The 26821-nt window shown below is 45.9% G+C and carries 27 protein-coding genes; 6 read left to right on the top strand and 21 right to left on the bottom strand.

Features of this window, described 5'->3' with window-relative positions; genetic code table 11:
- Window positions 1-115 precede the first annotated feature (115 nt).
- The 5 genes from ilvG to ilvA are packed head-to-tail and all read left to right on the top strand — an operon-like array spanning window position 116 to window position 6452.
- Window positions 116-1762: an acetolactate synthase 2 catalytic subunit gene (gene ilvG / locus AB4249_RS14905; RefSeq protein WP_102321080.1), complete on the top strand. Its 1647-nt coding sequence runs from the start codon at window positions 116-118 to the stop codon at window positions 1760-1762.
- 1 nt (window position 1763) lies between these two features.
- On the top strand, window positions 1764-2048 hold the full coding sequence (gene ilvM, locus AB4249_RS14910; RefSeq protein WP_017055442.1) for an acetolactate synthase 2 small subunit: 285 nt from the start codon (window positions 1764-1766) through the stop codon (window positions 2046-2048).
- A 12-nt stretch (window positions 2049-2060) separates the two neighbouring features.
- Entirely contained in the window at window positions 2061-3029 is a 969-nt protein-coding gene (locus AB4249_RS14915; RefSeq protein ID WP_017063017.1) for a branched-chain amino acid transaminase, read from the top strand.
- Between the two features lie 33 nt (window positions 3030-3062).
- Window positions 3063-4904: a dihydroxy-acid dehydratase gene (gene ilvD / locus AB4249_RS14920; protein ID WP_065584155.1), complete on the top strand. Its 1842-nt coding sequence runs from the start codon at window positions 3063-3065 to the stop codon at window positions 4902-4904.
- A gap of 3 nt (window positions 4905-4907) precedes the next feature.
- The gene (gene ilvA, locus AB4249_RS14925) at window positions 4908-6452 is read left to right on the top strand and encodes a threonine ammonia-lyase, biosynthetic (RefSeq protein ID WP_102429012.1); all 1545 of its coding nucleotides are present in this window, start codon (window positions 4908-4910) and stop codon (window positions 6450-6452) included.
- Window positions 6453-6552: 100 nt separating this feature from the next.
- Here the strand turns inward: ilvA and punR are convergent, their stop codons facing one another.
- Window positions 6553-7467: a DNA-binding transcriptional activator PunR gene (gene punR / locus AB4249_RS14930; protein ID WP_372103771.1), complete on the bottom strand. Its 915-nt coding sequence runs from the start codon at window positions 7465-7467 to the stop codon at window positions 6553-6555.
- A 163-nt stretch (window positions 7468-7630) separates the two neighbouring features.
- Between punR and punC the strand changes: the two genes are divergently transcribed.
- Window positions 7631-8842 carry a purine nucleoside transporter PunC gene (gene punC, locus AB4249_RS14935; RefSeq protein WP_017063021.1) on the top strand — a complete coding sequence of 404 codons (1212 nt, stop codon included), beginning with the start codon at window positions 7631-7633 and terminating at the stop codon, window positions 8840-8842.
- Window positions 8843-8966: 124 nt separating this feature from the next.
- Here punC and glmU read toward each other — a convergent pair whose 3' ends face one another.
- The 20 genes from glmU to rpmH all read right to left on the bottom strand — a co-directional run bounded on the left by glmU (window position 8967) and on the right by rpmH (window position 26665).
- Window positions 8967-10328, bottom strand: a complete 1362-nt coding sequence (gene glmU / locus AB4249_RS14940; protein ID WP_017063022.1) for a bifunctional UDP-N-acetylglucosamine diphosphorylase/glucosamine-1-phosphate N-acetyltransferase GlmU — start codon at window positions 10326-10328, stop codon at window positions 8967-8969.
- 182 nt (window positions 10329-10510) lie between these two features.
- Window positions 10511-10933 (bottom strand): F0F1 ATP synthase subunit epsilon, encoded by a 423-nt coding sequence (locus AB4249_RS14945; protein WP_017058791.1) that lies wholly within the window; start codon window positions 10931-10933, stop codon window positions 10511-10513.
- Window positions 10934-10951: 18 nt separating this feature from the next.
- Window positions 10952-12355, bottom strand: coding sequence for a F0F1 ATP synthase subunit beta (gene atpD, locus AB4249_RS14950; protein ID WP_017058792.1), 1404 nt, complete (start codon window positions 12353-12355; stop codon window positions 10952-10954).
- A gap of 34 nt (window positions 12356-12389) precedes the next feature.
- Entirely contained in the window at window positions 12390-13256 is an 867-nt protein-coding gene (gene atpG / locus AB4249_RS14955; protein ID WP_017058793.1) for a F0F1 ATP synthase subunit gamma, read from the bottom strand.
- A 48-nt stretch (window positions 13257-13304) separates the two neighbouring features.
- A complete protein-coding gene (atpA, locus tag AB4249_RS14960) occupies window positions 13305-14846 on the bottom strand; it encodes a F0F1 ATP synthase subunit alpha (protein WP_017063023.1) in 1542 nt (513 codons plus the stop codon).
- A gap of 13 nt (window positions 14847-14859) precedes the next feature.
- Window positions 14860-15393 (bottom strand): F0F1 ATP synthase subunit delta, encoded by a 534-nt coding sequence (gene atpH / locus AB4249_RS14965; RefSeq protein WP_010433233.1) that lies wholly within the window; start codon window positions 15391-15393, stop codon window positions 14860-14862.
- 15 nt (window positions 15394-15408) lie between these two features.
- Window positions 15409-15879, bottom strand: coding sequence for a F0F1 ATP synthase subunit B (gene atpF / locus AB4249_RS14970; protein WP_372058960.1), 471 nt, complete (start codon window positions 15877-15879; stop codon window positions 15409-15411).
- A gap of 59 nt (window positions 15880-15938) precedes the next feature.
- Window positions 15939-16196: a F0F1 ATP synthase subunit C gene (gene atpE, locus AB4249_RS14975; protein WP_004411110.1), complete on the bottom strand. Its 258-nt coding sequence runs from the start codon at window positions 16194-16196 to the stop codon at window positions 15939-15941.
- Window positions 16197-16245: 49 nt separating this feature from the next.
- On the bottom strand, window positions 16246-17043 hold the full coding sequence (gene atpB, locus AB4249_RS14980) for a F0F1 ATP synthase subunit A (RefSeq protein WP_009848124.1): 798 nt from the start codon (window positions 17041-17043) through the stop codon (window positions 16246-16248).
- Between the two features lie 8 nt (window positions 17044-17051).
- Complete coding sequence (locus tag AB4249_RS14985) at window positions 17052-17441, bottom strand: F0F1 ATP synthase subunit I (protein WP_010433210.1); 390 nt, start codon at window positions 17439-17441, stop codon at window positions 17052-17054.
- Between the two features lie 191 nt (window positions 17442-17632).
- Window positions 17633-18514 carry a ParB/RepB/Spo0J family partition protein gene (locus tag AB4249_RS14990; RefSeq protein ID WP_017063024.1) on the bottom strand — a complete coding sequence of 294 codons (882 nt, stop codon included), beginning with the start codon at window positions 18512-18514 and terminating at the stop codon, window positions 17633-17635.
- Between the two features lie 23 nt (window positions 18515-18537).
- A complete protein-coding gene (locus AB4249_RS14995) occupies window positions 18538-19311 on the bottom strand; it encodes a ParA family protein (protein ID WP_029235097.1) in 774 nt (257 codons plus the stop codon).
- A gap of 14 nt (window positions 19312-19325) precedes the next feature.
- Complete coding sequence (gene rsmG, locus AB4249_RS15000) at window positions 19326-19958, bottom strand: 16S rRNA (guanine(527)-N(7))-methyltransferase RsmG (protein ID WP_017058801.1); 633 nt, start codon at window positions 19956-19958, stop codon at window positions 19326-19328.
- Entirely contained in the window at window positions 19958-21853 is a 1896-nt protein-coding gene (gene mnmG / locus AB4249_RS15005; RefSeq protein WP_017058802.1) for a tRNA uridine-5-carboxymethylaminomethyl(34) synthesis enzyme MnmG, read from the bottom strand. The genes rsmG and mnmG overlap by 1 nt, the downstream gene beginning before the upstream one ends.
- A gap of 482 nt (window positions 21854-22335) precedes the next feature.
- Window positions 22336-22770 carry an FMN-binding protein MioC gene (gene mioC / locus AB4249_RS15010; RefSeq protein WP_017058804.1) on the bottom strand — a complete coding sequence of 145 codons (435 nt, stop codon included), beginning with the start codon at window positions 22768-22770 and terminating at the stop codon, window positions 22336-22338.
- 50 nt (window positions 22771-22820) lie between these two features.
- Window positions 22821-24182 carry a tRNA uridine-5-carboxymethylaminomethyl(34) synthesis GTPase MnmE gene (gene mnmE, locus AB4249_RS15015; protein ID WP_029235098.1) on the bottom strand — a complete coding sequence of 454 codons (1362 nt, stop codon included), beginning with the start codon at window positions 24180-24182 and terminating at the stop codon, window positions 22821-22823.
- A gap of 130 nt (window positions 24183-24312) precedes the next feature.
- Entirely contained in the window at window positions 24313-25935 is a 1623-nt protein-coding gene (gene yidC, locus AB4249_RS15020) for a membrane protein insertase YidC (protein ID WP_017058806.1), read from the bottom strand.
- Window positions 25936-25937: 2 nt separating this feature from the next.
- Window positions 25938-26195, bottom strand: coding sequence for a membrane protein insertion efficiency factor YidD (gene yidD, locus AB4249_RS15025; RefSeq protein WP_004735802.1), 258 nt, complete (start codon window positions 26193-26195; stop codon window positions 25938-25940).
- A complete protein-coding gene (rnpA, locus tag AB4249_RS15030) occupies window positions 26162-26485 on the bottom strand; it encodes a ribonuclease P protein component (protein WP_017055478.1) in 324 nt (107 codons plus the stop codon). Before rnpA ends, yidD begins: the two co-directional genes overlap by 34 nt.
- 45 nt (window positions 26486-26530) lie before the next feature.
- Window positions 26531-26665 carry a 50S ribosomal protein L34 gene (gene rpmH, locus AB4249_RS15035; RefSeq protein ID WP_004735800.1) on the bottom strand — a complete coding sequence of 45 codons (135 nt, stop codon included), beginning with the start codon at window positions 26663-26665 and terminating at the stop codon, window positions 26531-26533.
- Window positions 26666-26821 lie beyond the last annotated feature (156 nt).

A 26821-nucleotide genomic window follows, 5' to 3' on the forward strand; every position in this document is an offset into this window, starting at 1 on the left:
TTTTTATATTTTTGAGCATTTTCGGCTTTGCCGATTTACAGGAAGAATGGGAGCACAAGATGTGCAGAGACAAAGGAAACAGTTACCAAAATAAAGGTAATACGGGAGAATTCCGATGAAAGGCGCAGAACTAGTCGTATCCGCACTCAAGCAACAAGGAATTGAGACCGTATTTGGTTACCCCGGTGGTGCCATCATGCCAATCTACGATGCACTCTATGACGGCGGGGTTGAACATATCCTATGTCGCCATGAGCAAGGCGCCGCTATGGCCGCGATCGGCATGGCTAGAGCAACACAAGATGTCGCTGTTTGTATGGCAACCTCGGGACCAGGTGCAACCAACCTAGTCACTGGCCTTGCTGATGCCTTTATGGATTCAATCCCATTGGTTGCTATCACAGGTCAGGTTGCAAGTTCCCACATTGGTACCGATGCATTCCAAGAAATGGATGTGATTGGTATGTCTCTGTCATGTACTAAACACAGCTACCTAGTAACTGATATTGAAGAGCTAGCTCCAACCCTCGCTGAAGCGTTTGTGGTAGCAAAGTCTGGCCGCCCTGGCCCGGTTATCGTCGATATCGCTAAAGACGTTCAACTAGCAGAAGCACCTGTTAACGCTCTTCCTGAATTTACTCCACCCGCAATTCCTGTTGCGACAACTGATGCCATTGAACAGGCACAGTACTTTTTGTCTCAAGCGACCCGTCCTGTTTTATACGTAGGTGGTGGTGTTCAACTTGCTAAAGCAACCGATGCGGTTCGTGAGTTTTTACGCCTAAACCCAATGCCAGCAGTAAGCACACTGAAAGGCTTGGGCACTATCGAACGTGACGACCCACACTACCTTGGCATGCTGGGTATGCACGGCACTAAAGCCGCTAACCTTGTGGTTCAAGAGAGTGACCTGTTGATTGTTGTCGGTGCTCGTTTTGATGACCGAGTAACTGGCAAACTCGATACCTTTGCGCCGCATGCTAAGGTTATCCATATCGATATCGATGCCGCTGAGTTCAGCAAACTGCGTCTTGCCAATGCGCCAATTCGCGGTGACATCAACAAGATCATGCCTCAACTAGAGCTAAGCCAAGACATCTCCTCTTGGGTTCATCACTCTGAAGGTCTTCGTAGCTCATTCAAATGGCGTTACGACCACCCTGGTGATCTGATTTTTGCTCCACTGCTGTTGAAGCAACTGTCAGACATGATGCCAGCAAGCTCTATCGTATCGACTGATGTGGGCCAACACCAAATGTGGGCAGCTCAGCACATTCAGCCTCGCGATCCACAGAACTTCATTACCTCTGCCGGTTTAGGCACCATGGGCTTTGGCTTGCCAGCTGCAATGGGTGCATCGGTTGGGCGTCCTGACGACCAATCTATACTTATCTCTGGTGACGGCTCGTTCATGATGAACATTCAAGAGCTTGGCACATTGAAGCGTCGTCAGATCCCAGTGAAGATGGTACTGCTTAATAACTCTCGTTTGGGCATGGTTCGCCAATGGCAATCGCTGTTCTTTGATGGCCGCCACAGTGAAACTATCTTAGATGACAACCCTGATTTCGTGATGCTCGCGAAAGCGTTCGATATCCCGGGCAAAACCATCACTCGTAAAGAAGAAGTAGAACCAGCATTGAAAGAGATGCTAGAGAGCAAAACCGCTTACCTACTTCATGTTCTTATCGATGAAGAAGAAAACGTATGGCCACTAGTACCGCCAGGTGCTTCAAACAGTGAGATGTTGGAGAACACATAACATGAAAAGATACCTATTAGACATCAAAGCCGATGATAAGCCTGTACTACTAGAGCGTGTTCTTCGTGTTATCCGCCACCGTGGCTTCATTGTTAAGCAAGTTGCGGGCACTCAAAACCACGAAAGCAAAGTGGCGAGTGTTGAGATCATCGTAGACAGTGACCGTCCGATCTCGTTCTTGGTAAACCAAATAGAAAAGCTGTGGGATGTACGTACCGTTGACGTTATCTCGATCAGCCGTAATGAACTGCCAAACAACAACTTACAACAAAAGATAAACGCATAAGGAACCGCAAACATGACAGCTAAAACAGCAGACTATATTTGGTTTAACGGTGAGATGGTTCCTTGGGCAGAGGCGAACGTTCACGTCCTGACTCACGCAATGCACTACGGTACTTCTGTGTTTGAAGGTGTTCGTTGTTACAACACACCAAAAGGGCCGGTTATCTTCCGTCACCCTGAACATGCTAAGCGCCTAAAAGACTCAGCAAAAATCTATCGCTTCCCTATTCCTTACACTGAGGAAGAAATTATGGAAGCGACTCGCGAAACGCTACGCCAAAATAAGCTAGAGTCAGCGTACATCCGCCCTCTAGGTTTCGTAGGTAACGTTGGTTTGGGTGTCTGCCCGCCAGAAAATACTGAGATGGAACTGATCATCGCTGCTTTCCCTTGGGGGTCTTACCTAGGCGAAGAAGCACTAGAAAACGGCGTTGATGCAATGATTTCTAGCTGGAACCGTGCCGCTCCAAACACGATCCCAACCGCAGCAAAAGCCGGTGGTAACTACCTATCTTCACTATTAGTTGGTGGCGAAGCTCGCCGTCATGGTTACGATGAAGGCATCGCACTGAGTGTTGATGGTTACCTTTCTGAAGGGGCTGGTGAGAACATCTTTGTGGTACGTAACGGCGTGCTATCCACACCACCAGCGACCAGTGCGATTCTGCCGGGTATCACGCGTGATTCGATCATGACACTAGCAAAAGACATGGGTTATGAGATCCGTGAAGAGAACATTGCTCGTGAAGCGCTATACCTTGCTGATGAAGTATTCATGACAGGCACAGCGGCGGAAATCGTTCCGGTTCGTAGCGTAGACAAAATTACAGTAGGTGAAGGCAAACGCGGTCCTATCACTGAAAAAGTTCAAGCGGCTTACTTTGGTCTATTCAATGGAACCACTGAAGATAAGTGGGGCTGGTTAGACTACGTTTACCCAGCAGACCAAACTTCAGAAAACCAAACGCAAACAACTAAGTAAGCAACAGCCAAATATTTTATAAGGATTTAAGCAATGCCAATCTATCGTTCAGCAACGACTACCCACGGACGCAACATGGCTGGTGCGCGCGCTTTATGGCGTGCAACTGGCGTTAAAGATGATGACTTCGGTAAGCCAATCATCGCAGTTGTAAACTCTTTCACTCAATTCGTACCAGGCCACGTTCACCTTAAAGATATGGGTCAATTGGTAGCAGGTGAAATCGAGAAAGCGGGCGGTATCGCTAAAGAATTCAACACCATCGCAGTTGATGATGGTATCGCAATGGGTCACGGTGGCATGCTGTACTCACTGCCATCACGTGAGCTTATCGCGGATTCAGTAGAATACATGGTCAATGCACACTGTGCGGATGCGATGGTGTGTATCTCTAACTGTGACAAAATCACTCCGGGAATGATGATGGCAGCAATGCGCCTTAACATCCCAGTGATCTTTGTATCAGGCGGCCCAATGGAAGCGGGTAAAACTAAGCTTTCAGATCAAATCATCAAGCTAGACCTTGTTGACGCAATGATCCAAGGTGCCGATCCAACCATTTCTGATGAGCAAAGTGAGCAAGTAGAGCGTTCTGCATGTCCGACATGTGGTTCATGTTCAGGTATGTTCACGGCTAACTCAATGAACTGTCTAACTGAAGCGCTAGGCCTATCTCAGCCTGGTAACGGTTCTATGCTAGCAACGCACGCTGACCGTGAAGAGCTATTCATCAATGCTGGTAAGCGTATCGTTGACCTGACTAAGCGTTACTACGAGCAAGATGACGCATCAGCACTGCCTCGTAACATCGCGAACCGCGCAGCCTTTGAAAATGCAATGGCTCTAGATATCGCAATGGGTGGCTCGAGTAACACCGTTCTTCACCTATTGGCAGCAGCTCAAGAAGGTGAAGTCGACTTTGATATGGGTGATATCGACGAGATGTCTCGCCGCGTTCCACACCTATGTAAGGTTGCGCCTTCAACACCTAAATACCACATGGAAGACGTTCACCGCGCTGGTGGTGTTATGGCTATCCTAGGTGAACTAGACCGCGCAGGCCTACTGAACAACCAAACTCGCACTGTACTTGGCCTAAGCATGCAAGAGCAGCTAGCTCAATACGACATCATGCAGACAGAAGACGAAGCGGTACTTAAGTTCTTCCGCGCGGGCCCAGCAGGTATTCGTACCACCAAAGCCTTCTCACAAGATTGCCGTTGGGATCGTCTTGATGACGACCGTAAAGAAGGTTGTATCCGTACTAAAGAGAATGCATTCAGCCAAGAAGGTGGCCTAGCCGTACTTTCAGGCAACATCGCCGTTGACGGTTGTATCGTTAAGACAGCAGGTGTTGATGAAGAGAACCTGAAATTCCAAGGTCCTGCTATCGTATTTGAAAGCCAAGATAGTGCTGTTGATGGCATCTTAGGTGGCAAAGTGAAAGCGGGCGAAGTGGTTGTTATTCGTTACGAAGGTCCTAAAGGTGGTCCGGGCATGCAAGAAATGCTTTACCCAACCACTTACCTAAAATCTATGGGTCTAGGCAAGTCTTGTGCTCTATTAACAGATGGTCGTTTCTCGGGTGGTACATCGGGTCTGTCTATCGGTCACGCTTCTCCAGAAGCAGCAAGTGGCGGTGTGATTGGTCTAGTAAACACTGGCGATATCATCACTATCGACATCCCTAGCCGTTCGATCACACTTGATGTGCCTGAAGCTGAACTAGAAGCGCGTCGTGTTAAGCAAGACGCACTAGGCTGGAAACCAGAAAACCGTCAGCGTGAAGTGTCTTTCGCACTGAAAGCTTACGCAAGCATGGCGACCAGTGCCGACAAAGGCGCAGTGCGTGATAAGTCTAAGCTAGAGGGCTAGTCTATGAGTGATGACACGGTCAGTCCCCAAAAACAAACTGGCGCAGATTATTTGCGTCAGATCCTGAGAGCGCCAGTTTACGAAGCCGCAATCGTGACACCTCTGCAAGAGATGCCTCGCTTAAGTGCTCGCATTGGTAATCAGGTTCAGCTAAAGCGTGAAGACCGTCAGCCGGTCCACTCGTTCAAGCTACGTGGTGCCTACAACATGGTATCAAGCCTTTCAGAGCAACAGAAAGCCGCAGGTGTGATTGCAGCATCGGCAGGTAACCATGCTCAAGGTATGGCGCTGTCCGGTTCTAAGCTTGGTATTCAAACCACGATTGTGATGCCAAAAACCACACCAGACATCAAGGTTGATGCGGTACGTGGCTTTGGCGGTAACGTAGTTCTACACGGCAGCAACTTTGATGAAGCTAAAGCTGAAGCAGAACGCCTTTCCGCTGAACATGGCTACACCTTTGTGCCTCCATTCGATCACCCATTGGTGATCGCCGGACAGGGCACCATGGGTATGGAAATGCTTCAGCAAAATGGTCACATGGATTACATCTTTGTGCCTGTCGGTGGTGGTGGTTTGGCTGCGGGTGTTGCCGTGCTAGTTAAGCAATTGATGCCGGAAATAAAAGTCATCGCGGTTGAACCTGAAGATTCATCTTGCTTGAAAGCAGCACTGGATGCCGGTGAGCCAGTAGTACTGGATCAAGTCAGCATGTTTGCCGATGGCGTTGCGGTTAAGCGCATTGGTGAAGAGACATTCCGTCTGTGTCAGCAGTACATCGATGGTCACATTGCCGTGTCTAGCGATGAGATCTGCTCTGCGGTCAAAGACATCTTTGAAGACACTCGTGCGATTGCCGAGCCTTCTGGTGCGCTTGCTCTGGCTGGTTTAAAGAAGTTTGCAGAGCAGAACCAACTGCAAGGCAAACAACTGGCAACTGTACTTTCTGGTGCTAATACCAACTTCCATGGTCTGCGTTATGTCTCTGAACGTTGTGAACTAGGTGAGAAGCGAGAAGGTCTACTTGCGGTTACGATTCCAGAGCGACAAGGTGCCTTCCTAGAGTTCTGTAATATTATTGGTGGTCGAGCGGTAACTGAGTTTAACTACCGCCACAACGACGAAAGCCTAGCGAATATCTTCGTTGGTGTACGCCTACAAGGTGGTCAAGAAGAACTCGAACACATCATCAATGACTTACGTGAGGGCGGCTACCCGGTTGTCGATCTCTCTGATGATGAGATGGCAAAACTGCACATTCGTTACATGATTGGTGGCAAACCATCAAAACCATTGAAAGAGCGCCTATACAGCTTCGAGTTTCCTGAATACCCAGGAGCATTGATTAAGTTCCTTGATACCTTAGGTACCCATTGGAATATCAGCCTGTTCAACTACCGTAACCACGGCGCTGATTACGGCCGTGTATTGTGTGGATTCGAACTGGATGATGATGATTTAGCTCAGTTCTCAACACATCTACGAGAGCTTGGCTATCAGTGTAAAGATGAAACCGATAACCCTTCCTACAAGTTCTTCTTGTCATAAGAGTTAACGACCGAATCAAAAAAGAGCGAGTATTTACTCGCTCTTTTTATTGGTGCTGATTCAGCTCAAGCTTGAAAAGGATCTTCTTGTAAACAGATCATTAGATCGCCTTGCGATGATCCAACCAATCTTGGTGAAGTTGCTCACTCGATCCTAGGTACTTCACCATCCATTCGATCAGTTTATGGTTATCGTCTTTTCGCCATACCAAACAACAATGACTCTGCGGACTCGGTTCAGGCAGTATTTTCTCCACCAGCAAGCCTTGTTCGATAATTGGCGCGGCAATGTGCCTCGGCATATAACCCACCCCTACTCCATTTTTAAGGCATTCAATTGCGCTATACCAATTGGGTAACAACAGGCGTCTTTGATTCGAAAAGTGTCCTGTGTGTCGCTTAGGCAGTACACTAGAAGTATCATCCAAACATATTGCTGGGTATTGGCTAACAAACACTTCATTAAGGTTTTGCTCACGGACGCATGGGTGACTTGGCGACATCACAAATGCCCAATCTAAACGCCCCATATCCTTTACTTCGAAGTCGCCACCGACCGGAATCGCCGAAGTGGCTCCAATGACGACATCAGCCCTGCCCTGTGCAATGGCTTCCCAAGAACCATTAAACACTTCCATGTTGATCTGCAGCTCAGCGAACTCAAAGGTTTGATAAAACTCTTCAATCATCGGCTTCATCTTATCGAGCTTAACCACGTTATCGAGCGTTAGGCGCAAGGTTTTCTTCCAACCACGTGCCGCTCGGCGAGTCTGGGCACTGACCTCCTCCATCTGTCTCAGTAACGCACGTGCCTCTTCAATGAACAATTCACCTGCCGGTGTCAGCTCTACTTTTCTTGGTAAACGTCTGAAAAGTAGAACATCCAGTTCTTGCTCAACCTGCCTAACACCGTAGCTGATCGCCGATGGTACTTTGTGCAATTGTTCTGCCGCCGCAGTAAAACTGCCTAAGCGAGCAACCGTATCGAGCATTTCTAAAGAAGATTTAGAGAACATAAGCCTTCAAATTTTTTGATTGATAACCACATATTTTAGCGTTTTATTTTATCAGGTCTGAAAAATAGAATGTCAGCATAAATAAACAGGGGCTTTCACTTCTGTATATCAAACAATTTTTTTGATGATAAAAACATCATTACCTTTAGCTTAATGGCATCTTATGAATATTTCTAAATTTCAATTGGTCTACCTTGCAGTTCTTTCAATGCTTGGCTTTATTGCGACCGATATGTACCTTCCTGCATTTAAGGCAATGGAAGTTGATTTCGCAACCGGCCCAGAGCAGATTGCCCTGTCTTTAACGGTATTCCTTGGCGGTATGGCAATGGGTCAGCTTCTTTGGGGTCTGGCGAGTGACAAGTATGGTCACCGTAATACGCTGGCGGTTGGTCTTGTTATCTTTACTGCAGCTTCATTCGGCTTAGCATTCAGCACCGAGGTATGGCATCTACTGACACTGCGCTTCATTCAAGCGATCGGCGTATGTGCTCCTGCGGTAATCTGGCAAGCAATGGTTATCAAGCGTTACTCACAAAGCAGTAGCCAACAAATTTTTGCAACCATCATGCCTTTGGTTGCGCTATCTCCTGCATTAGCACCTCAGCTAGGTGTGTTACTGGCGGATAGCTTTGGCTGGCACAGCATCTTCATCACATTAACCTTGATGGGTGCACTGCTAGTGGCGACAACAATGGCTCAACCAAAAGAAGCGCCTGAAGTAAAACAGACATCGATTAAGACAGACATCAAGATGTTGCTTAAATCAAAGCCTTACATGGGTAATGTCTTAATGTTTGCTTCAGCATCTGCAGCGTTCTTCGCTTACCTAACGGGTATGCCAGAGATCATGGCTCAACTAGGTTATGAAGCAAAAGACATCGGTTTGAGCTTTATCCCACAAACAATCGCGTTCATGGCGGGTGGTTACTTCGGTAAGCAAGCAGTGAAGAAATATGGCGATGGCGTTGTACTAAGAAACCTTATCGGTTTGTTCAGTGTAGCGGCGATGCTTATCTTTATCGCATCACAGTGGGAACTGACGTCAATCTGGCCTCTACTTGCGCCTTTCTGTTTGATTGCTGTCGCAAACGGCGCACTTTACCCAATCGTAGTAAACCGTGCTCTATCAAGCGCTAAACAAAGCCCAGCAACAGCTGCTGGTCTACAAAACAGCCTACAAATCAGTATCAGTGGCCTATCAAGTGCATTGGTCGCGGCAATGGCTAGCCAAGCACTAAGCGCGACGGGTATTGCCGTTGTGATCTGTTTGGGTGCGTTGTGGGTTGGCTATATTGTTTCGAACAAAGAGCTTTCTGAACACTTCGCGACACCTGACAACTCTCGAGTAGTCGCTGACGAGAAACAAGACTAGTTTCTAAGTTAACGAAAACAAAAAAGAGCGAGATTACTCGCTCTTTTTTTATATCTAGATAAATAAGAAAAAGCCAGTAGCAGTACTACTGACTTTCATTTAAATCATCTTATTTATTAAGAGACTACTTTTTCTTAGTCGGACGCTGCCAGTCAGCAATCTTACGTTCTTTCGCACGGCTGATAACCAGCTCATTTTCAGAAACATCGCGTGTTACGGTAGAGCCAGCTCCAACGGTAGCACCATTACCAATCGTAACAGGCGCGATTAATTGGCTGTCTGAACCAACGAATACGTCATCACCAATAATGGTCTTAAACTTATTCGCCCCATCGTAGTTACAAGTAATTGCACCCGCACCCACGTTTACGCGCTGACCAATTTCAGCATCCCCAAGATAAGTCAGGTGGTTGGCTTTAGAGCCTTCGCCAAGGCGAGTGTTCTTCACTTCAACAAAGTTACCGACGTGCGAATCGTTACGCATGTCTGCACCAGGGCGTAGGCGAGTAAATGGACCAACCGTACAGTCTTCACCAACAGTCGCTCCTTCGATTACGCTGTATGGACGAATAACTGTGTTGTCATCGATCTCACAGTCTTTCAGCACGCAGCCAGTGCCGATAACCACGTTATCGCCAATGCTTACGCTGCCTTCGATGATAACGTTAGTATCAATCTCAACGTCCATACCGCACTGCAGTTCACCACGCAGATCAAAGCGGCTTGGGTCGCGTAGCATCACGCCTTGCTTCAATAGCTTATCGGCTTGCGTAGCTTGGTAAGCGCGCTCTAGGCGAGCCAGTTGCGAACGATCGTTAACGCCTTCCACTTCAATTGGGCTTACTGGGTGTACCGCTTCAACTGCACGACCTTCGTCGTGAGCCGCAGCGATAACGTCAGTCAGGTAATATTCACCCTGTGCGTTGTCGTTGCTTAGACCTGACAACCAGCGCTTCAGATCGCCACCAGTCGCCACCATAACGCCGGTATTGATCTCTTTGATAAGCTTCTGCTCATCCGTTGCATCTTTCTGTTCAACGATAGCCACAACAGGGCCATTACGACGAATAATACGTCCGTAGCCCATCGGGTTGTCTAACACGACAGTAAGTAGCGCGATGCCACCGTTTGGTTGAGCGTCTAATAGGTTTTCAATGGTTTCAGGTGAGATTAGTGGAACATCACCGTAGAGCACCAATACTTTTTCATCATCAGCGAAATGTGCAGATGCTTGATCCACAGCGTGACCTGTGCCGAGCTGTTCAGCTTGCAGTGCCCAGTTTACAGATTCTTCAGCTAAGGTAGCCTTCATCTGATCACCACCGTGGCCGTAAACCAGGTTGATGTTTTGAGCGCCTAGACCATTACATGTATCGATAACATGTTTCACCATTGGCTTACCCGCAAGTGTGTGCAGAACCTTTGGTGTGTTTGAATACATGCGAGTGCCTTTGCCCGCCGCGAGAATTACCGCGCTAAACTTCATTGTAAACCTATCCAACGTTATTTTTATTAAGCCGATATTGTAACCGTTTTTGGGCAAAAAATTAAATCGCAATAACCATTTAACCAGTAGTGATACGTAAAAGAAGCATTTTTGAGAATCTAAAAATGCAAAAAGGCGACCCTTAGGTCGCCTTTATCTCAGAGTCTGTAATCTTAAAAAGATTAACGACGCTGTTTTGTCAGTTCGATAACTCGTAACTGAGCAATGGCTTTAGCCAGTTCACCGGCCGCTTGTGCGAAGTCTATGTCGCCATGCTGATTTTGGATATTCTCCACAGCCTTGCGCTTAGCTTCTTCCGCCTTTGCTGCGTCTAGCTCTTCACCACGGATAGCTGTATCAGCCAGTACAGTTGCTGTACCAGGCTGAACTTCTACCATACCACCAGAAACATAAATGATTTCTTCGTGGCCGTGCTGCTTAACAATACGCACCATGCCAGGCTTGATAGCGGTCAGCAGTGGACAGTGACCATGGAAAATACCAAGTTCACCCTCACTACCGGTCACCTGAAACGTCTCAACAAGGCCTGAGAAAATTTGTTTCTCTGCACTTACAACGTCTAGGTGAAAGGTTATTGCTGCCATATCGCCTCCTAGTTAGCCTTATAGCTTCTTAGCATTCTCGATAGCTTCGTCAATTGCACCACAGTACATGAACGCTTGCTCTGGAATGTCATCGTATTCACCAGATAGAAGACCTTGGAAGCCACGTAGAGTCTCTTTAAGAGGTACGTAAATGCCTGGGTCACCTGTAAATACTTCCGCTACGTGGTAAGGCTGAGTTAGGAACTTCTCAATCTTACGAGCACGAGATACAACTTGCTTATCTTCTTCAGATAGCTCGTCCATACCTAGGATAGCAATGATATCTTTCAGCTCTTTATAGCGCTGAAGAGTAGACTGAACGCCACGAGCGATGTCGTAGTGCTCTTGTCCAACTACCAATGGATCCAGTTGACGTGAAGTAGAATCTAGCGGGTCGATCGCAGGGTATAGACCCATAGATGCGATGTTACGGTTAAGTACAACCGTTGCATCCAAGTGAGCGAACGTTGTTGCTGGAGACGGGTCAGTCAAGTCATCCGCAGGTACGTATACCGCCTGTACAGACGTGATAGAACCAGCTTTAGTTGACGTGATACGCTCTTGTAGAACACCCATTTCTTCAGCCAGTGTAGGTTGGTAACCTACCGCAGAAGGCATACGACCTAGAAGTGCTGATACTTCAGTACCTGCTAGTGTGTAACGGTAGATGTTATCAACGAACAGTAGAACGTCACGACCTTCGTCACGGAAGCGCTCTGCCATTGTTAGGCCAGTCAGGGCAACACGTAGACGGTTACCTGGTGGCTCGTTCATCTGACCGTAAACCATCGCTACTTTTGATTCTTCAGGTTTTTCGATGTTTACAACACCTGCTTCCTGCATCTCAAAGTAGAAATCGTTACCTTCACGAGTACGCTCACCTACACCTGCAAATACAGATAGGCCTGAGTGTTGAAGTGCGATGTTGTTGATAAGTTCCATCATGTTAACGGTCTTACCTACACCAGCACCACCGAATAGACCGATTTTACCACCCTTAGCGAATGGACAAATCAAGTCGATTACTTTAACACCAGTTTCTAGAAGAGCTGTCTCGTTAGACTGCTCTTCGTAGCTTGGAGCTTCACGGTGAATGGCGTAATGCTCTTCAGCACCAATCTCGCCACACTCATCAATCGCGTCACCTAGGACATTCATGATACGACCCAATGTCTTAGTACCTACTGGTACTGAGATTGGAGCGCCAGTATTTTCAACTGTCAAACCACGACGTAAACCATCAGAGCTACCCATTACGATTGCGCGAACTACGCCACCGCCAAGTTGTTGCTGAACTTCAAGAACTAGACGTTCTTGTACTTCATTAACATTCAGAGCGTCGTATACACGAGGTACTTCACCCTGTGGGAACTCTACGTCGACTACCGCACCGATGATCTGTACGATCTTACCTGTAGCCATCGTTAATCCTCTAACTATTTAGTTTTACCTAAGCTTAAACCGCAGCTGCGCCTGAAACGATCTCAGAAAGTTCTTGTGTAATTGCCGCTTGACGCGCTTTGTTGTACACAAGTTCTAAGTCATCAATAATGTCACCAGCGTTATCTGTTGCTGATTTCATAGCAATCATTCGAGCCGCTTGCTCACAAGCAAGGTTCTCGACCACACCTTGATATACTTGAGATTCGACGTAGCGAACCAGTAGTGCATCTAGTAGTGGTTTTGGCTCAGGCTCATAAATGTAGTCCCAAGCATGATCGCGTTTCATGTCTTCGCTGTCTGATTTAGGCAAAGGAAGTAATTGATCGATCGTTGGTTCTTGTACCATAGTGTTTTCAAACTTGTTGAACACTACGAACAGGCGATCCAATTCGCCTTCATCATATTTCTTCAGCATAACGCTTACAGAGCCAATCAAGTCTTCAAGGCTTGGGCGATCGCCCAGACCAGAAACTTGAGCTGCTACTTTCGCGCCGCTGTTGTTGAAAAATGCTGTCGCTTTTGAACCTACAATTGCAAGTTCAACGTCAGCACCTTTCTCAGACCAATCTTTCATGTCGTTCATGGCTTTTTTGAACAAGTTAATGTTCAAACCACCACAAAGACCACGGTCTGTAGAAACGATGATGTAACCAACACGTTTGGCTTCACGTTCCTCAAGATAAGGATGCTTATACTCGAGGCTACCATTAGCCAAATGACCGATCACTTTACGCATTGTTTCTGCATATGGACGAGTAGCTTCCATTGCGTCTTGAGAACGACGCATTTTTGAAGCTGCTACCATTTCCATTGCTTTCGTAATCTTCTGTGTGCTTTTAACACTACCGATTTTATTACGTATCTCTTTTGCGCCGGCCATCGTTACTCTCCGTTAATGGTATGAGGTGGCCCTAAGACCACCTACCAATTACCAGGTCTGGGTTGCCTTGAAATCGTCAACAAGCTTCTTCAGCTCAGCTTCGATTTCTTTATTGAAAGCACCCGTTGTGTCGATCTGTGTTGCTAGATCGGCATATTGACCACGAGCAAACGACAGTAAAGCAGCTTCAAAGTCTAGAACTTTAGAAAGTTCAACGTCTTGAAGGTATCCACGCTCTGCAGCGAAGATTACTAGAGCTTGGTCAAATACAGACATAGGAGCGTATTGCTTCTGCTTCATCAGTTCTGTAACTTTTTGACCGTGGTCTAGCTGCTTCTTAGTCGCTTCATCAAGATCCGAAGAGAACTGAGCAAATGCTGCAAGTTCACGGTATTGAGCTAGAGCAGTACGGATACCGCCAGATAGCTTCTTGATGATTTTAGTCTGCGCCGAACCACCTACACGAGAAACTGAGATACCAGGGTCAACAGCTGGACGTACGCCCGCGTTGAATAGCTCAGTTTGTAGGAAGATCTGACCATCGGTAATCGAGATTACGTTCGTCGGTACGAATGCAGATACGTCACCAGCTTGCGTTTCGATGATAGGAAGAGCAGTTAAAGAACCCGTCTTGCCTTTCACTTCGCCTTTAGTGAATTCTTCTACGTAGTGTTCGCTTACACGAGCAGCACGCTCTAGTAGACGAGAGTGAAGGTAGAAAACATCACCTGGGAACGCTTCACGACCTGGTGGACGCTTAAGTAGTAGCGAGATTTGACGGTAAGCTACAGCTTGCTTAGATAGGTCATCATAAACAATCAGTGCATCTTCACCGCGATCACGGAAGTATTCGCCCATCGCACAACCAGCATACGGTGCAAGGTATTGCAGCGCTGCAGATTCAGAAGCCGATGCAACAACAACAACAGTGTTTGCTAGTGCGCCGTGCTCTTCTAGTTTGCGAACTACGTTAGCAATAGTCGACGCTTTTTGGCCGATAGCTACGTAGATAGAGAAAATACCAGAATCTTTTTGGTTAATAATCGCATCGATCGCCATTGCTGTTTTACCAGTCTGACGGTCACCGATTACTAGTTCACGTTGACCACGACCGATAGGGATCATTGAGTCAACAGACTTGTAACCAGTTTGAACAGGTTGATCTACCGATTTACGGTCGATTACACCTGGTGCGATAATTTCTACAGGCGAAGTCAATTTAGCTTCGATTGGACCTTTACCATCAATTGGCTCACCTAGCGTGTTTACAACACGACCAAGCATTTCAGGACCTACTGGTACTTCTAGAATACGACCAGTACCTGTAACTTTCATGCCTTCCTGTAGGTCAGCATACGGGCCCATTACAACAGCACCAACCGAATCACGGTTCAAGTTCAGTGCTAGAGCGTAACGGCCACCCGGTAGTTCGATCATTTCACCTTGCATCACGTCCGCTAGGCCGTGGATGCTAAGGATGCCATCGCTTACAGAAACGATAGTACCTTCATTGCGAGCTTCACTAACAACGTCGAAAGATTCAATACGTTGTTTAATTAGATCGCTAATTTCAGTGGAATTAAGTTGCATGCTCCAATCCCCATTAAGACTGCAATGCATCGCTCAGGCGGTCTAAACGACTGCGCGCTGAGTTATCGATGACTAGGTCTCCGGCTCGAATAATAACTCCACTAAGTAGAGTCTCATCTATACTGCAATTCAGCTGAACTTTGCGCGCAAGGCGCAGTTCCAATTTGCTGATAATGCTTGTGCGTTGTTCTTCAGAAAGTTCAACAGCTGAAGTAACTTCAACGTCGATCTCTTTCTCATACTCTTTTTTGAGTATAAAGAACTCTTTACAAACATCAGGAAAAGCCATTAAGCGGCCATTCTCTGCCATCACTTTAATTAAGTTCTGGCCGAATTCATCAAATTGTTCGCCACAAATTACAATGAATACTTCAGCTAATTTTTCAGCAGTCATAGAACCGCTTAATAAATTGTGAACATCATCATTTTGTGCCACTTCGGCAGCAAAAGTAAGCATTTGACCCCATTGGTCTAGCTCACCTTTATCTACCGCAAAGTCAAACGCTGCTTTAGCATAGGGGCGTGCGATTGTAGTCAAATCAGACATATACAGCCCCTTGCTTTAAAGTTTTGCAGTAATGTTGTTAAGAAGATCATCGTGTACATCTTTATCGATTGTACGCTCAAGGATTTTCTCAGCACCAGCTATAGCCAGAGTTGCGACTTGTTTGCGCAGGTCATCACGGGCACGTGTACGCTCTGCTTCAATTTCTGCTTCAGCTTGCGCTAAGATTTTCTGGCGTTCTGCCTGAGCTTCTTCGCGTGCTTCATCAATAATTTGAGCTTTACGTTTGTTTGCCTGATCAATAACCTCAGTTGCAGTGCGCTTTGCTTCTTTCATTTGCTCAGAAGCGTTGGCTTGTGCCAGGTTCAAGTCTTTAGTAGCGCGTTCAGCGGCTACAAGACCGTCAGCAATTTTTTTCTGACGTTCTTCAATTGCTTGCATGATTGGTGGCCATACATATTTCATGCAGAACCAAACAAACAGTGAAAAAGCAATTGCTTGACCTAGCAGAGTTGCGTTCATATTCACAACAGCTACCCCTCGTTAAGAATCAACTACAAAAATTTAATTAACTATTAAAGAGTTAATTAGCCTGCTAGTTGACCAACAAATGGGTTAGCAAACGTGAATAGTAGTGCGATTACGATACCGATCATTGGAACAGCATCCAGTAGACCAGCGATGATGAACATCTTAACTTGTAGCATTGGAGCCATTTCAGGTTGACGCGCAGCGCCTTCTAGGAATTTACCACCAAGAATAGCAAAACCAATTGCAGTACCTACGGCACAAAGACCAACAATAATAGCAACAGCGATTGCTGAAAAACTTAGTACAGTTTCCATTTACGTTCTCCGATTAACATTAATAGTTAGAATAAAGCTTAAAAATTTTTTAGTGATCACTATCTTCATGAGCCATTGATAAGTAAACGATTGTCAACATCATGAAAACAAACGCTTGAATCAATATAACTAAGATATGGAAGATAGCCCAAGGTAGTGCACCTACCCATTGTAAGTACCACGGTAGCATTGCCGCGATAAGAATAAACACCACCTCACCCGCAAACATATTACCAAATAAACGCATACCTAGAGATAGTGGCTTCGCTAATAACGAAATTACCTCAAGTACCAAGTTAAATGGGATCATGATTGGGTGATTAAATGGATGCAGTGCCAATTCTTTAGCGAATCCGCCTAGGCCTTTCACTTTGATGCTGTAGTAGATCATCAGAGCAAAAACACCCAAAGCCATTGCCATGGTTATATTTACATCAGCTGTAGGAACCACTTTCAAGTAAGGGATACCTAGCCAATGCTCTGCAGGATATGGTAAGAAATCGATAGGCACTAAGTCCATCAAGTTCATAATGATAATCCAGCAGAATATAGTCAGTGCTAGTGGGGCAATCAGAGGGTTGCGACCATGGAAAGTTTCTTTAACGTTGTCGCCAACGAATTCCACTACCATTTCAACAAAACACTGAAGCTTACCAGGTACACCTACTGTTGCTTTCTTAGCGACTGAGCGAAAAACCCAAAGGAATAACATCCCTGTCAACACCGAAAAAAACAGACTGTCTATATGTACGTTCCAGAAACTTGTCTCCTCTACAAGACCAAACTTAGCTAAAGAAAGGTTTTGTAAATGGTGTTCAATGTATCCGGATGCTGTTGGCGCAGCCATAACTCATCCTATTTTTTATTGTTAATGAAAAGCACTGGCGCAAAGATATTAATACCTAGAACCAGTAAATAGGTCAGTTTGAGGGGAATTAATTCCACCTGCATATACATGTAGACAATAGAGAATAGTAGAACTGTGATAAGGATCTTTAGTGCTTCACCTGCATAGAACGACGCCGCAACTAACTTAGTTGCGCGCGCTCCACAAAATAGGAAAGCACACACACAAAAAACCACATTCGCGATGACAAAAATACCGCCACCAACCAATGCAGCAAAACCCCAATCAGGATTAACAGCTAAACCTAACCCTATCGCCACTAATATAACCGCGCTAAGCTCGATCAATAACATTTGCTTTGCAAGCACTCGTCCTGGTCTTGCTAACGCCGCTACCATGTATTCGTTCCTCTTTAAGCCCACTTTACCACTCGCTTAAAAGCGTGCTGAGAAATTGGCGAAAATTATACGTTCAGCCAAATTGATTGCAATAAGAATGCAGCAATCATTTACATTTCTGTATACAAACCGACAACTTTTGTAAGAAATTACTTGTTTATTACATAATTGACCTAAATCAATTATCTCATTTAGTACTCTAGTTTAGCAATAAGTTGCTCTAATTTGTGAGGCTCATCAAGAGTAATTGTCACTTTTGACTTACCGCTAACAGAACGAGTAACTGAAACGTTTGCTTGCAATTTTTCCGTGAGTCTTCGTGAAAGTTCGATGGCCTCAGTGTCTTCGGGCTTCGATTCAGCTTCAACGTCTGGTTTTAAGCACTTTTTGACAAGTTGCTCAGTTTGACGCACGGTCATTTTTTTGGTTGCTGCGGTATTCGCTGCCTCAACCTGGGTAACACCTTCAAGCGCAAGCAGTGCTCTAGCATGCCCCATTTCTAGTTGTTTACTGGAAACTAAACCTTTTACTTCATTTTCGAGCTGATTTAGACGTAATAAGTTACTAACGGTAGCTCTGGATTTACCAATCACATCGGCGACCTGCTGATGTGTCAGTGAAAACTCGTTCTGCAAGCGCTCTAGCGCTTGTGATTCTTCGATAACATTCAGATCTTCACGTTGAATGTTCTCGATCAATGCCATCGCAATCGCGGCCTTGTCTTCTACTCTCTTGATCAAGCATGGAACTTGTTTAAGACCAGCTTGACGAGCCGCTCTCCAACGACGTTCACCAGCAATAATCTCAAATTGGTCGTGCGCTAAAGGGCGTACAACGATCGGTTGGATAATGCCTTGAGATTGTATAGATGCCGCTAACTCTTCTAGCGCTTCCGGCGCAATATCCTTACGCGGTTGATATACACCAGGCTTCAAGCAACCAACAGCCAGTTCAATAAGCTCACCATCAGCCGACAACGCCTGACTATGAGAAGCAACTTGCTGTTTTTCACGAGCCAATGAGCTAGTTGCAAGCAATGCATCTAGCCCTTTTCCTAAACCACGCTTAGACATTGAGCGAATTCCTTTGGTTGGACCTATACTGGGACTTCTTCACGACGCAACATTTCGCCAGCAAGAGCAAGGTAAGCCTTAGCTCCTGCGGAATATTTGTCGTAGTACATTGCTGGCTTGCCGTGACTCGGGGCTTCTGCCAGACGCACATTTCTAGGGATCACAGTTCGGTAGACTTTGCTACCAAAGTGTTTTTTGAGTTGATCAGATACTTCGTTCGATAAGCGGTTGCGAGGATCGTACATAGTACGCAGAAGACCTTCGATCTTCAGGTTCTCGTTTACAACAGCCGCTAGCTTACTGATGGTATCCATCAATGCAGTCAAACCTTCCAAAGCAAAGTATTCACATTGCATAGGAACCAATACGGAGTCGGCCGCAGCCATCGCGTTGATTGTAAGAAGGTTTAATGAGGGCGGGCAATCAATAAAGATGAAATCATAGTTATTACGAATGGGTTCGAGTGCATTTTTTAAACGAACTTCACGAGCAAACACTTCCATCAGCTTGATTTCTGCCGCAGTAACATCACCGTTCGCGGCGATGAGGTCATAATTGCCAGATGTACTCCGGCAAACCACCTCATCAAATGGGGTGTCTTCAACCAACAAATCGTAAGCTGTTGCTTCAACTTGATACTTGTCGACACCGCTCGCCATAGTGGCATTACCTTGAGGATCGAGGTCAACAACCAATATCTTGCGTTTTGTTGCCGCCATTGATGCTGCTAAATTAATGCAAGTTGTTGTTTTTCCTACGCCACCCTTCTGGTTGGCAATTGCTACGATTCTACCCACTATGGCCTCGCTGATTATCCCTGACGCGATAAAGTAACTAGATGACGCTCTCCATCAAGCTCTGGCACTTGCAAAGCTTTAATGTCTGTCACTGAACACCATTCAGGTAACAGGTCGATTTCGTCTCTAGGATGTTGTCCCTTAAGAGCCAAAAATACACCGGATTGCTCTTTAGGTAAATGGTGACACCACTCTACCATGTCTGTCATTGACGCAAATGCACGACTGAGCACTGCATCAAACTTTTCTTCTGGTTGAAATTCTTCAACGCGACTTTGAACCGGTACCACGTTGTCGATACCCAGCTCATGAATCACCTGTTTGATAAAACGAATACGCTTACCTAGGCTGTCTAGCAAGTAAAACTCGCAGTCTGGATTCATGATTGAGAGCGGAATCCCAGGAAGACCAGGTCCCGTACCCACATCGATAAAGCGCTTACCTTGTAAGTGAGTGCTAACAATGATGCTATCTAAGATATGTTTCACCATCATTTCTTGTGGGTCACGAACTGATGTTAGGTTATAAGCTTTGTTCCACTTGTTCAGTAACTCAACGTAGCCAACCAACTGGCCACGTTGTTTTTCAGATACTTCAAGTTCAGTCTGGCCAATAAGGTGATCCAGTTTTTCGCGTAATGCGCTCATTATGCTTCCTCACCTTTTTTCAACAGGCCGTGTTTTTTCAAGTAAACCAACAGAATTGAGATTGCTGCAGGTGTGATACCTGAAATTCGCGAAGCAATACCAATTGAGTCAGGCTTAGCTGTCGTTAGTTTAAGAACCACTTCGTTAGAAAGTCCTTTTACCTTGCTGTAATCGATATCAGCAGGCAGTTTGGTGTTTTCATGACGCAGTGATTTTTCAATTTCGTCTTGTTGACGCTGAATGTAACCATCGTACTTCACTTGGATCTCAACTTGCTCAGACGCTTGTTGATCTTCCAGTGCAGGACCAAAACGATCCAATGCGGTTAACTGTGAATAAGTCATTTCAGGGCGACGAAGAAGATCTTCACCGCTCGCTTCACGAGACATTGGTGTTTTCAGAATTTGGTTCAGTTGATCAATATCTTCAGATTTTGGATTAATCCAAGTCTCTTTCAGACGTTGACGCTCCTTCTCCATGTTTTCCATCTTCTCGTTGAAACGAGCCCAACGAGCGTCATCAACAAGGCCAAGTTCACGCGACTTTTCAGTCAAGCGGATATCGGCGTTGTCTTCACGAAGCAGCAGACGGTATTCCGCGCGAGACGTAAACATGCGGTAAGGTTCTTTGGTACCCATGGTAGATAGGTCGTCGATAAGCACGCCCATGTAAGCTTGGTCACGACGTGGACTCCAGCCTTCTTTGCCTTGAGTAAACAAACTTGCATTCAGACCGGCCATCAAGCCTTGTGCAGCCGCTTCTTCATAGCCAGTGGTACCGTTGATTTGACCCGCAAAGAATAGACCTTTGATAAACTTAGTTTCGTAAGTCAGCTTAAGGTCGCGAGGATCAAAGAAATCGTACTCAATCGCATAGCCAGGGCGAACGATATGAGCATTTTCAAAGCCCTTCATCGAACGAACAATTTGAACCTGTACATCAAACGGCAGACTGGTAGAGATACCATTCGGGTATAGCTCGTGAGTCGTTAGACCTTCTGGCTCAATAAAAATTTGGTGACTGTTCTTGTCAGCAAAACGCATTACTTTGTCTTCAATCGAAGGGCAGTAACGAGGGCCAATGCCTTCAATCACACCCGCGTACATAGGGCTGCGATCAAGGTTGGCACGAATTACGTCATGCGTATTTTCATTGGTATGCGTGATGTAACATGGAATTTGACGAGGTTGTTGAGCTCGGCTGCCCATGAACGAGAAAACAGGCGTCGGGTTATCACCGTGCTGAACCTCAAGCTCAGAAAAATCAACGCTACGCGCATCGATACGAGGAGGAGTACCTGTTTTCAGGCGATCAACTCGGAATGGAAGATCACGAAGACGGTCAGCCAGTGCGATCGATGGTGGATCACCAGCACGGCCACCTGAAGAACTTTCCATACCAATATGGATCTTGCCGCCTAGGAATGTGCCCACAGTCAGAACCACAGCGCTTGCGCGGAACTTAAGGCCCATCTGCGTTACCACACCTACCACTTGATCCTGTTCAACGATCAAGTCATCAACCGACTGTTGGAACAAAGTCAGGTTTGGCGTGTTTTCAAGAACGTTACGAACAAAGGCTTTGTACAGTGCGCGGTCAGCTTGTGCACGAGTAGCACGAACCGCAGGGCCTTTTGATGCGTTCAATGTTCTGAACTGAATACCTGCATGATCAATAGCTTGCGCCATTAATCCACCCATTGCATCGACCTCTTTTACCAAGTGGCCCTTACCGATCCCGCCAATGGCTGGGTTACAAGACATTTGTCCTAGTGTATCGATATTATGAGTAAGTAATAACGTACTTTGACCAGTACGTGCAGATGCGAGTGCGGCTTCCGTTCCTGCATGGCCACCACCAACAACGATGACGTCAAATTTTTCGTGATAAAGCATGAACCGACCTCAGGTATTCAAACGTTTTCTAGATTGATAAAAAGGAGCGATATTCTACCTGTTTTCATAGCCTGAGAAAACGTTTTTGGGATTTTTCGAAAAAGCTGTTTTTAATTAATATAGATAAGATCTTTAAGGAGATCTTTTATTAGATCTATTATTAGGATCGAGGGTATCTGTGGATAAGTCGGAAATGATCAACGAGATCATGGATCTTTTTTGGATCAAATGATGTGATCTAACTTTGATCAGGATGAGGATTAGCTGGGATCAAAATGGCTACTTATTCACAGGAGGAAATTAGCCTAAAACTTGTTATTTGGATAACTATAGGTTAATCACCGTATATGTATGATCTTATCCACAGCAGAAATTGAAAATAGATCGCTAATTTTCGATGTTTTTGAAAAAAAGTTATTCACAATCACGATATTCAGAGACAAAAAAAGCGGCATAAGCCGCTTTTTGAGAGAGGAGAGAGGTTAAAACTGGTCGCTATGATCGTTGAACCAAGCTTCTGCTGCGTCTTCTGGTACCGGAGTTTCCAATACATCGATGGTAAAACAGTCAGAAATAGGCTGAGCACCGAGCTCTTTCATCTGGCTGTGGACTGATTTTCCCGCCAAACAGAAGGTATCGTAACTCGAATCACCAAGCGCCACGACAGCAAAGCGAACCGGGCTTAAATCTGGAGATTGCTGGGTCAATGCGTCGATAAACGGCTTAATATTATCTGGAAATTCACCCGCACCATGAGTTGAAGTCACCAGCAACCAAAAGCCTTGTTGGGGAATATCATCGAATTCAGGCTGATTATGAAGGGTGATCTCGTGGCCTTGCTCTTCAAGAAGATCATTAAGGTGATCGCCAACGTACTCTGCACCACCTAAGGTGCTGCCTGTAATAATGTGGATCATTAAGCTGTCCTTACTAAAGAAAAAGGCCAGCATGAGCCGGCCTTTAAAGGTTATTTACCAATACAGAAAGAGGTGAAGATACGGCCGAGTAGGTCATCGGAACTGAATTCACCAGTAATCTCGTTAAGGTGTTGCTGCGTTATACGCAGTTCTTCTGCCAAGATTTCCCCTGCCATATAGCCTTCGAGCTGTTGCTGGCCAATATCTAGATGCTCAGATGCGCGTTCTAGGGCATCTAAGTGGCGACGACGTGCCATGAAGCCACCTTCATTGCCACCAGCAAAGCCCATGCAATCTTTTAAGTGATTACGTAGTGCATCAACGCCTTGTCCCGTCTTTGCTGATAGTCGAATCAGAGTTGGATCATTAACATGGCAAATCCCGAGATCTTCACCGGTTTGATCGGCTTTGTTACGAATCACGGTCATTCCGATGTTATTCGGCAGACGATCAACGAAATCTGGCCAGATATCTTTCGGGTCGGTTGCATCGGTAGTGGTGCCATCGACCATAAATAAAACGCGATCGGCTTGAGCAATTTCTTCCCAAGCGCGTTCAATACCGATTTTTTCGACTTCATCCGAGGCTTCACGCAGGCCTGCGGTATCAATAATGTGCAGTGGCATACCATCAATATGGATATGTTCACGAAGTACATCACGGGTTGTACCTGCAATATCAGTCACAATCGCGGAGTCTTTACCCGATAATGCATTCAGTAAGCTCGACTTACCGGCATTAGGACGACCTGCAATCACCACCTTCATACCTTCACGCATGATGGCACCTTGATTGGCTTCTTGGCGAACCGCTTCGAGGTTGTCGATGATAGCTTGTAAGTCAGCACTTACTTTACCGTCAGCAAGGAAATCAATCTCTTCTTCTGGGAAGTCGATAGCGGCTTCAACATAGATGCGTAAGTGAATCAGAGAGTCCACCAGCGTATTAATGCGTTTCGAGAACTCACCTTGCAACGATTGCAGAGCTGATTTCGCCGCTTCTTCTGAACTGGCATCAATGAGGTCAGCAATCGCTTCTGCTTGGGTTAAATCCATCTTGTCGTTCAAGAAGGCACGCTCCGAGAACTCACCAGGGCGTGCTGCGCGTAGCCCTGGAATCGCGAGGATGCGCTTGATGAGCATATCCATTACCACAGGGCCACCGTGGCCTTGTAGCTCTAATACGTCTTCACCGGTAAACGAGTGCGGGTTAGGAAAGTAAAGCGCGATGCCTTGGTCTAGCTCTAAACCATCGTGAGATTTAAAAGGGGTGTACTCAGCGTAACGTGGTTTCAGTACTTTGCCGGTAACTTCAAGCGCAACTTGGGCTGCTTGTGGGCCTGAAACGCGAATAATACCGACGCCGCCACGGCCGGGTGCAGTCGCTTGAGCAACAATCGTATCTGTAGTCATAGTTGTGCCTGCTAGCATGTGAAAGCCAAAAAGGGGCGCTCACGATTAATCAATTAGCTGAATTGTAATCAGCTAAAAACAAAAAGGCGACCTTTTGGTCGCCTTTCTTTGTCTCTTTCTATTATCGAACTTACTTAGAATGTAAGCCTTTCTTTTCCAGCGCGCGGTAGATAAGCGTTTGCTGAATCAGAGTTACGATGTTCGATACTAGCCAGTATAGAACCAGACCTGAAGGGAAGAACAGGAAGAAGAATGTGAACATAACCGGCATAAAGGTCATGATCTTCTGCTGCATTGGATCCGTTACAGTTGTCGGGCTCATCTTCTGGATTAGGAACATTGAAGCACCCATCAGAAGTGGCAAGATGTAGTATGGGTCTTGTGCTGAAAGGTCAGTAATCCAACCGAAGAACGGTGAGTGACGCAGTTCAACAGACTCCATTAGTGCCCAGTATAGCGAAATGAAGATAGGCATTTGCAGAAGGATAGGTAAACAGCCACCTAGTGGGTTTACTTTCTCTTTCTTGTAAAGCTCCATCATTTCTTGGCTCATGCGTTGACGGTCGTCGCCGATACGCTCACGCATTGCAGTCAGCTTAGGCTGAAGCATACGCATTTTCGCCATAGACGTGTACTGAGCTTTCGTTAGTGGGTACATAGCACCACGAACGATGAAAGTTAGACAGATGATTGCCAGACCCCAGTTCACAACGATGCCTTGAATGAACGAAAGCAGAGTATGAAGTGGTTTAGCAATGAACCATAACCAACCGTAGTCAACTACTAGGTCTAGGTTAGGTGCAACAGCAGCCATTTGGTCTTGAAGTTTAGGACCAACCCAAAGCGTTGCTTTGAAGTTTGCTTCGTCGCCAGTAGCGATGGTTTTGTTCGGCATGCGAACACCGATGTCGCCAAGGTTACCAATTACACGAGTGTAAAGGTTGCTGCCTGCTTCGTCGCGTGGGATCCATGCACTTGCAAAGTAGTGCTGAATCATCGCTGCCCAACCTTGACCGTTTGCTAGGTTAAGAGACAGGTTGCGATCTTGCATGTCGTCGAAGCTGTATTTTTTGTAACGCGTATCTTCCGTAGAGTAAGCACCACCACGGTAAGTTGGCATTGTTAGGCTACCGCCGTCATCCATTACGTTCTGACGCAGGTGAGCGTACATGCCGAATGTCGCGTTGTTACCAGAGTTGTTGACTACATCGTATTCAACATCCATTGCGTAGCTGCCACGCTTAAGGATGAATGTTTTCGTGTAATCAAGGCCGTTCGCTTGGTAAGTCATCGGGATGCGTAGTTCATCCTGACCATCAGCAAGCGTGAAGCTGTCTGCTGAAACTGTGTAGCTTGGGCGGTTTGTGCTGCTTAAATCGATACCTTGAGGACCCACTAGACCGCTTTGTGCGATAAATTGGTGACCGGGTTCGTTTTTAAGAAGAACAAACGTATCTTCAGAATCGAACTCAGCAGAGTAATCGTTTAGGTTTGCTTTAACGACATCACCACCAACCGTATCAATTGACAGAGTCAGTACATCAGTTGTTACTGTGATAGTTTTAGCAGAAGAAGCAACTTGACCAGGAGCCGGGTCTAGATCATCTGCATAAGATGGCGCTGGTAGGGTGCTGCCAGATTGTGCCTGCTCAACCGCTTGTGGTGCTGGATTCTGAGCTACGTTCCATTGTTGGAACAGTAGGAAAGAAACCAAAGCCAATGCGATTAACAGGATATTACGTTGAGAATCCATCGTTATTTATCTCTGTCTTGTTTTTGGACTGGTGGAACGGGGTCAAAGCCCCCTTCGTTCAAAGGATGGCATTTTAATAGACGTTTGCCTGATAACCAACACCCTTTTACAAAACCGTGAGCTTTCAACGCTTCTATCGCATATAAAGAGCAGGTTGGAGTAAATCGGCAGCGTGGGCCGATGAGTGGACTAATAAACCATCTATAAAAATAGATGGGTATTAGCGCTATCCACGCGAAGGGCGAGACAGGCGAAGCCATAATTTGTCGAGTAGCTTGAACATTTCTTCATTGCTTAAATCTTGCGCGCTCTTCTTAGCGATTACAACAAAATCTTTGTTAGGAAGTTTGTGTTGAGTGTTACGAAAGCTTTCACGAGTAAGACGCTTGAATCGGTTACGACCCACGGCGGTTTTAATCTGCTTTTTCGGAACGGCTAATCCAAGACGAGGATTTGAAAGAGAGTTATTTCGGGCAATGATGGTGAAATGAGGGGAGCCAGCTCGATGAGCTTGCTTGAAGACATTTTGATAATGTTCGGGAGTTAACAAGCGTAACTCCCGACCGAAGGCTAGCTTATTCAAAATAATCAAAGATTACTTAGAAAGACGCTTACGGCCTTTTGCACGACGTGCATTGATTGTTGCGCGACCGTTCTTAGTAGCCATGCGAGCACGGAAACCGTGAGTACGCTTACGCTTTAGAACTGTAGGTTGAAAAGTGCGTTTCATTGTAATTACCTTACTGATCAGTAGTTTTAGGTTTTTGTTAAACCCGGCGTGGGCATTTTTTCTCTTCTTTATATAAGAAAGGAAAACCGACGCCTCTCAACAAAGAGGCGGAATTGTAATCACTGTCACAAAAAGTGTCAATGATTGGGTTAACTA

It is taken from the genome of Vibrio sp. 10N.261.55.F4 (assembly GCF_041470465.1).
In the GTDB taxonomy this organism is placed as follows: domain Bacteria; phylum Pseudomonadota; class Gammaproteobacteria; order Enterobacterales; family Vibrionaceae; genus Vibrio; species Vibrio crassostreae_C.